Origin of the sequence: Ruminococcus sp., assembly GCF_017650195.1 — a bacterium.
GTDB lineage: Bacteria > Bacillota > Clostridia > Oscillospirales > Ruminococcaceae > Ruminococcus.
In genome coordinates this window covers 1-7244 of record NZ_JAGCFH010000022.1, presented here as the reverse complement: position 1 = coordinate 7244, position 7244 = coordinate 1, and the positions used below count along the sequence as shown (strand labels likewise).

General features: G+C 42.7%; 5 protein-coding genes and 1 pseudogene. 4 read left to right on the top strand and 2 right to left on the bottom strand.

The genetic code is table 11. The annotated features are described in order from the left end of the window. A pseudogene (locus J6U00_RS00985) lies at positions 1-1193 on the top strand (hypothetical protein); the annotation flags it as partial. Positions 1194-1397: 204 nt separating this feature from the next. On the opposite strand, the gene J6U00_RS00980 reads toward J6U00_RS00985, so the two are convergent. Together J6U00_RS00980 and J6U00_RS00975 are read right to left on the bottom strand one after the other, a co-directional pair. Next, positions 1398-2168 carry a LicD family protein gene (locus J6U00_RS00980; RefSeq protein WP_296577706.1) on the bottom strand — a complete coding sequence of 257 codons (771 nt, stop codon included), beginning with the start codon at positions 2166-2168 and terminating at the stop codon, positions 1398-1400. Between the two features lie 123 nt (positions 2169-2291). Continuing rightward, a complete protein-coding gene (locus J6U00_RS00975) occupies positions 2292-2699 on the bottom strand; it encodes an adenylyltransferase/cytidyltransferase family protein (protein ID WP_296577703.1) in 408 nt (135 codons plus the stop codon). 613 nt (positions 2700-3312) lie between these two features. On the opposite strand from J6U00_RS00975, the gene J6U00_RS00970 reads away from it, so the two are divergent. The 3 genes from J6U00_RS00970 to J6U00_RS00960 are packed head-to-tail and all read left to right on the top strand — an operon-like array spanning position 3313 to position 6924. Further along, on the top strand, positions 3313-3687 hold the full coding sequence (locus J6U00_RS00970) for a GntR family transcriptional regulator (RefSeq protein ID WP_296577701.1): 375 nt from the start codon (positions 3313-3315) through the stop codon (positions 3685-3687). Further along, positions 3687-4616 (top strand): ABC transporter ATP-binding protein, encoded by a 930-nt coding sequence (locus J6U00_RS00965; protein ID WP_296577699.1) that lies wholly within the window; start codon positions 3687-3689, stop codon positions 4614-4616. The genes J6U00_RS00970 and J6U00_RS00965 overlap by 1 nt, the downstream gene beginning before the upstream one ends. Next, positions 4588-6924, top strand: coding sequence for a hypothetical protein (locus tag J6U00_RS00960; protein WP_296577697.1), 2337 nt, complete (start codon positions 4588-4590; stop codon positions 6922-6924). The genes J6U00_RS00965 and J6U00_RS00960 overlap by 29 nt, the downstream gene beginning before the upstream one ends. The last annotated feature ends 320 nt before the right edge of the window (positions 6925-7244 follow it).

Here is a 7244-nt window from a genome sequence, read left to right as displayed (position 1 = left end):
AGGATATCCTCAATGAGCAGGTTACACTGTGGGGCGACGCTAACGGCGACGGCGGCGTAGATATGGCTGACGCTGTAAAGATTATGCAGGCTCTTGCTAACCCAAACAAGTATCAGCTCACAGAGCAGCAGCAGTTCAATGCAGACGTTTACGCAGCTGGCGACGGCATCACAACAAACGATGCAGCTGCTATTCAGGAATATCTCCTTGGCATCATCAAGCAGCTTCCTAAGAGCTATTCTGATGATATCAAGACTGTAACAACAGAGTCGACAACAACGACTACTACAACAACCACCACAACAACTACAACGACACAGACTACAACAACAACAACAACTACAACTCAGCCTAAGTCGAACTTCAATTACAATGCTAACTTACAGTACAAGGCAGCTCCTGATTATTACTTCAATGGCTGTCAGCAGAAGGGTAAGGTTACAAAAGAGAGCTATAATGGTATAAACGGTGGCAACAGCCTTAATGTTTATACTCCTTATAACTATGATCCAAGCAAGAAGTACAACATATTCTATCTCATGCACGGCGGCGGAGAGAACGAGAACACTCTTATCTCCCAGAACGATACAATGATCCAGAATATGCTGGACAATATGATTATGAACAAAGAGCTCGAGCCCCTTATTGTTGTATTCCCAACATTCAACAAGACTGAGGCAGGACGTTTCTACAGCGAGTTCCGTCAGAGCGTAGTTCCTTTCGTTGAGGGCAAGTACTCAACATATGCTAATAAGGATACATCCGAGAGTTCGCTCAAGGCTTCAAGATTCCATAGAGCATACGGCGGCTTCTCAATGGGCGGCGTTTCTACATGGGCTGTATTTGAGAATTGCCTCGACATCGTAGCTTACTTCATGCCTCTCAGCGGCGACAGCTGGAACGGCAACAGTGCTTACGATAAGGCTAAGGGTATTGCAAATGCAGTAGACAAGTCCGGTCTCCAGAAGAATGAGTACTTCATATTCTGCGCTACAGGTTCTACTGATATAGCTTATCCTAATGTTAGTCCTCAGATTGACGAAATGAAGAAGATGAGCCAGTTCGTTTACACCTCTGACTTCTCTAAGGGCAACCTTTACTTCATGGTAGTTAATGGTAAGGACCACTGGTGGGGCAATGTAAGACATTATGTATATGATGCACTTCCTTACTTCTTCCACGAGGGTCAGTAAAAGTCGGTAATATAATCGCATCTAGACCGGGAACATTATGTTCCCGGTTTTTTATGAAAATCAGCACCCTGTCTTAGGCAGGGTGCTGATTGCGAAAAAGGGCATAAAGAAGTCATCAACGATCAAACTTCTTTATGCCCTTTTTAATCTTAAAAAGCCGAATTGTTCCAAAATCCTAAAATCTGACCAATAACTTACCAAAACTCAGTCGTCGATATAAGCTGTGAAATTATGGTGAGTAACTCTCTTTTCCACCGGTGGAGGAGTCATATAATCAGGTCCGAAAAGGCATTTCAGATAGGTCCTGTATTTTATCGGGACAGGATACTGCTTGCCTTCAAATTCCATTCTTACGGTACTGCTGAAACAAGAAATAGGTGCCTCAAAATGACGAACGGTCGTACCTACTATATTTCCTATATAGTCGCAGTTTTCGGGCTTGTACTTTTTCGCTATGTGTTCTAGGCGCTTAAGCGCCCACCTGTAGGGGAGTATAAACCTGACTGCTTCAGGGAGAAGCTTACGGCTGCGTATTAAAAGTGTCTTGAACTTGCCAAGTAGCATGAGACGGTCCTGATGTATCCTTCTCTTTATGAGTTCATCGGGCATACCGTCCAAAGGAAAAAGGTCGATATTTATGCCTAATTCCTTGATCTCTGGAACTACCCACTCTACGACCTTTGAGCGCTTGTAGCATATCTTTGCGTACTGATACAGATAATCCTTTGTATTATTAAAGGTGAGGACCTTACATTTGTCCGTTTCAAAAGATGACACGAATTTTTCGTATTCGGGTCTTTTCATGATGATATCTATATCGTCGTCCCACGGTATATAGCCTTTATGGCGTACTGCACCAAGTGCTGTGCCGCTGCTCAGAAAGTACGTTATGCCGTTTTTTTTGCAGTATTCGTCTATATCTTCGAGAACTACAAGAAGCCAGCGCTTATATTCCTGTTCGTTTATTTTTCTCACAGTTAACCTCCTTATGTTTTAAGAAGTCATATCTATTTCGCAATGCCTTGTATAAGGGTTATGAAGCCTTATATTCCGTCCCTGCACTGCATAAGATCCCTTTTTCAATTCCCTATAAAAGCCTCAGCCTATAGCGCTGAGCCTTGTTTTTATCTGCGATGAGCATATATTAGCTGTGCGCGGAAGCCTTATGACTTCCTTTCCGTTCTCCTCACACCATTTTACTGCATTCTGAAAGCCCTTGTGGAGCTGATCTCCGCCGATAGCAAAGACGTCGAAGTCTATCTGAGGCAGTATCTTGTCAACGTCCTGATATACGATGACCTCGTCCACAACACGGAGCGCTTTGATGATGTCAATGCGCTGCTCAGTGGAATAAAGCACGTTCGCGTCGGGCTTCGTTTTTAAGATACAGCTGCTGTCCTGAACTGCAACTATAAGATAATCTCCAAGCTTTTTAGCGTTTTCAAACAGGCGCAGATGACCAAGGTGAAAATAATCAAATACGCCAACGGTGACTACTTTTTTCATGGTTAACCTCCATTGCTGATCATTTACTAATTTTCGGAACGATAATGCTTATTACTTACGGGTCAAATAAGCGTCCTTACTGCGATAGTTACATTTTGTGCATCGCTGATAGTGTAAATGCTGGTTGTTCAACTGAATATTTCGTGAATCGTTAGCGTATTACTTATTTAATATTTTTTAATTTTGTAAAAGAAAAGTTTTAATCACTGTATAAATCATAACAGATTAAACTCAAAGTAATTTTAAAAGCAATTATATGTTATCACTTATTGTGCTTCAGGTCAAGGCGTTTTTTGCGGTTTATTTCTTATAAAGTTAGTGTGGGCTAAACATGGATATTAACGGTAACAGGACAAACAGACCGTCAGACTGTATCAGAGTATGGCTAAATATTGCTAATTATGGGTCGGTATGATGTTCGTGGCGGAAAATTCAGGCAAAAAATCTTGAATATCAGCGGCTGCGGAGCTTCATAGTTCATGGAGTTGCCTGAAAACATTTTTTTAAAGAATTTTTTGAAAAGCTGTTGACAAGAGGAAGAATATGTGATATTATATGAGTGTAACAACTGTACTAGCCAACATAGTACACACCCTACAGAAAGGAGCTGCTTATGTTTTCTATAGACCTGACAAGCAGAATACCCATTTATGAGCAGATATATCAGAAGATCGTCATGCTTATCCTTAACGGGACACTTGCAGAGAATGATCAGCTTCCTAGTGTAAGAAGTCTTGCAAAAGCCACCGGAGTGAATCCCAATACCGTAGCCAAGGCTTATCAGGAGCTTGAGCGCAACGGCGTGCTGTACTCGGTTCCGGGAAGAGGCAGCTTCGTGGCTGCACAGGATCACAGCGAGTTCCGCAAAAAGGCGCTGGCAGATTTCGATTCGATGGTCAGGGAAGCCTTTGACAAGGGAATATCTCCCGATGATCTCAAGGCAAGGATAGACACCTTGCATATATCCTACAGAGAGGAGCATGAATAATGATAGAACTAAAAAACACAGTAAAGAAATTCGACAGCTTTACCGCTCTTGACGGCATAGACCTGAGTATCAAAAAGGGTACGGCTTTCGGTCTGATTGGTTCTAACGGAGCAGGAAAATCCACTATACTTCGGCTTATATCCGGCATCTATTCTCCGGAATCAGGGGATGTCCTTATTGATGGCGAGAGCGTTTACGATAATGTTGACGCCAAGCAGAAGGTATTCTTCATAAACGACGAGACTGTGCAGTTCGGTAGCTTTACGCTCAAAAAGCTGAAAAACTATTATAAGAGTTTTTATCCGTCTTTTTCAGAGGAAATATTTGAAACTCTCCGCAAAAAAACGGAGCTTCCGCTTGACAAAAAGATAAACACATTCTCAAAGGGCATGAAGAGGCAGGCTATAGTTATCATTGGTCTTGCCTGCTGTACCGATTATCTGCTGCTTGACGAGGCGTTTGACGGGCTTGACCCGACTATGCGCATAATAGTTAAGAAAATGCTGGTGGACGCCATGCTTGACCGTCAGCTAACGACTGTCATATCCTCCCATAATCTAAAGGAGATAAACGAGCTCTGCGACACAGCTGCTCTCCTTCACGACGGAAAGATAATATTCTCGCAGGATATCGACGACGTAAAGGGCGGCGTACATAAGATACAGGCGGTATTCAACAGAGAAGAGAACGGTGCTGCCGTAAACTATACTAAGGACGATTTTGCCTGTGAGGGCGTGGAGATGCTACACTTTGAGCAGAGTCAGAGCATATACTTCATTATTGCAAAGGGCGACATAGAGACTATAAAGGCTTCGCTGTCTGTAAAGCACCCTGTGCTGATAGAGGTCATACCGCTCACACTTGAAGAAATATTTATCTATGAACTGGAGGTGCTCGGCTATGACAGCAGTGACAACATCAGCGAATAAAAGAAGAGGAGCATTCGCTCTGCGTTTCAGGAGCAAGTTCTCAGAGGACATGAAGCTGTTCGTGATGAATCTTGTTTTTCAGTTGCTTGCGCTGCCCATTACAGCGGCATTTGCAGCGTGGGAGATGTACCTTGACAAGTACGGGATATACAGCGATGAATCTGAATATGTTCCGTTTCTGATAATAGCATTCATCACCTTCTGTCTCAGTTTGGCAATGGGCGTCATCATACCGATGGTGAATTTCAGGTATCTGTACAATAAATCACTTGTGGATATGAATTATTCCCTGCCCCTGAACAACCGTCAGCGTTTTAGCGCGGATTTCCTTTCGGGACTTGCTGTATATATAATTCCGCTGTTTATAGGTGCGCTGATAGCAGGTGCGGAGCTACTGATAAGTGCTAAGATATTTGGCTACCTTGATGAGGTTATTGAGTATATCCCTTTGATCCTACGTTTAGGCACCGTGGTCGTTATGGGCATGATATTGCTGTATGTGCTTTGCGTATTCGCAATAAGCTTTGCAGGAAGCATATTTGAGGCTATTTTCAGCATCGTTGCCGTAAATATAATGATACCTGCATTTATATTCCTGACATGGATGAATATTGTAAATGCGGCGCATTTCGGACTCAGTAGTGATTCTGTGACAAGGAACTATCTTTTCTTCACCACAAGTCCTGTCGGAGCCTTAGGCTATTTCTTGTTTACCGAGCAAATCGATCATACAGGGAACCCTGACTATTCAGTTATGCTCGGCAGGTCAATGTTTATGAATTTTTTCATAAGGGCGCTGCTGTTTACAGCGGTTGTCATCATAGTGACCTATATCCTCTACAAGCGCCGCAAGGCTGAGGACGTTTCAAAGCCCTATGTTTACAATGCATTCTATTATGCTATAATGGGACTTGCGGTATACTGCATAATATCACTTATGAAAATGTCGGGACTGGCAGGTGCGACAGCAGCGGCTCTTATCATAAGCGGTATTTTCTGGTCCGTTATGGAGGTAATAAGGAGAAGGGGCTTCAGGCGCTTCTGGACGGCTGTAGTCAGCTTTGCTGCTGTCAGTGCGGTCGTTATGGGTGCTTTAAAGGTCATTGACGCAACTCAGGGACTTGGCAGGGCAAGTTTCGTGCCCTCAGCCTCGGATATCACAGATATAGAGATAAATACATTTGGAGTGTTGGATCAGCTGAATGAAAACAGGGTAATGCATAATCCCTCTATCATAAATGACGTCATTGAACTGAACAGGGAGCTGGTTGACCGCCATTTTGAGCATGATAAGTATGATTATGAGGTGCTGAGCGGTGATGATCTTTATATTGATAACGGGAGCAACATCGAAATAATACAATATTCTGTAATGGACTCATTGGACATAAAGATGACATATTATACAAAGAGAGGAGCAGCTATCATCCGTCAGTATACCGTACCTACAGAGCTGCTGACCGAGCTTTTCTGCGATCTTTATACCAGTGAGGAGTATGCGGAACAGTTGACTGATAAAATGTTCAAAAGCAGTCTGAACGGACGCGATTTCACTGATGAGCTCACTCCCGAAACAGCTGACTTCTGCCGTTTCAACATTACTGACAAGATAGGTGAACGACACATCACAGAAGTTTCCGTTGAGGAGGGAAGAGAGCTTACCGAAGCTTTGAGAAGGGATATCATTTCAATGACCTCTGACGAGCTCAAAAACTCAGAATACTATATGGAGCTCGAAGGATATCCTGTGACCTCTGCCTGCCATAATACGGTCAGCTTCCTTGAGGCTCATGATATCCAATATAAATGGTCTCCGGCGGACCTTATGCTCGAAATGGACAATAATCCCGGCTTTATCATGGAGATAGCGACAGATCCGGTCTATACATTCCCGCTTGTTTATTTAGAGGCTATGAATTATGAGAATAGCTATGATCTTAGTTATGTTGATTATAATGAGTATTATGACCGTTATGCTCAGAAGTGGGTAAAGCTTGATTCTATTTTCAGTTTAAGCAGTGCAAGAGCTCAGGGATCTATTTATTACGGAGAAAAATATGAGCCAAAGATCAATGATAAAAAGAGCGTTGAGAAGCTGCTCGATATAGCTACGCCTATGATCACCGGAGAAAAAATAATTGCCGAGGTACACTTCAACGGAAATACGCTCTATGTTAGGGACGAGCCCGGAAACCGCGAGATCGTTGAAAAGGCAAAGAACAGCATAATTATCTGCCATAAGGAGACTGGTGAGGAGTACAGGTTAGTCAACGGTGGAATCGAGAAAGTGTCTAAGGATAACGCCTGACATTAGCTCCGGTCAGTGACAGGACTTTATAAGCCGGAACAAAAAGAAAGTAAGGATATAGGAAGCGCCGCTTTATATAGTGGCGCTTCTGTCTTTTTTGCGATGAAAAATAGGCAAGAGCGGCGGATTGTATAATATTGTCAAAACATTACTTGGTGTAAATAAAAGTTTGGCTAATGCTCCAATTTTATTCCTTTGAGAAATATGATAGAATAAGAGTGATATATTGTTTTTATATATTAAACATATTTGAAAGAGGGAGTTAAATGAAAAAGCATAAGATCGCGGCAGTGGTCCTTGCATTGACATCGGCTGTTTCT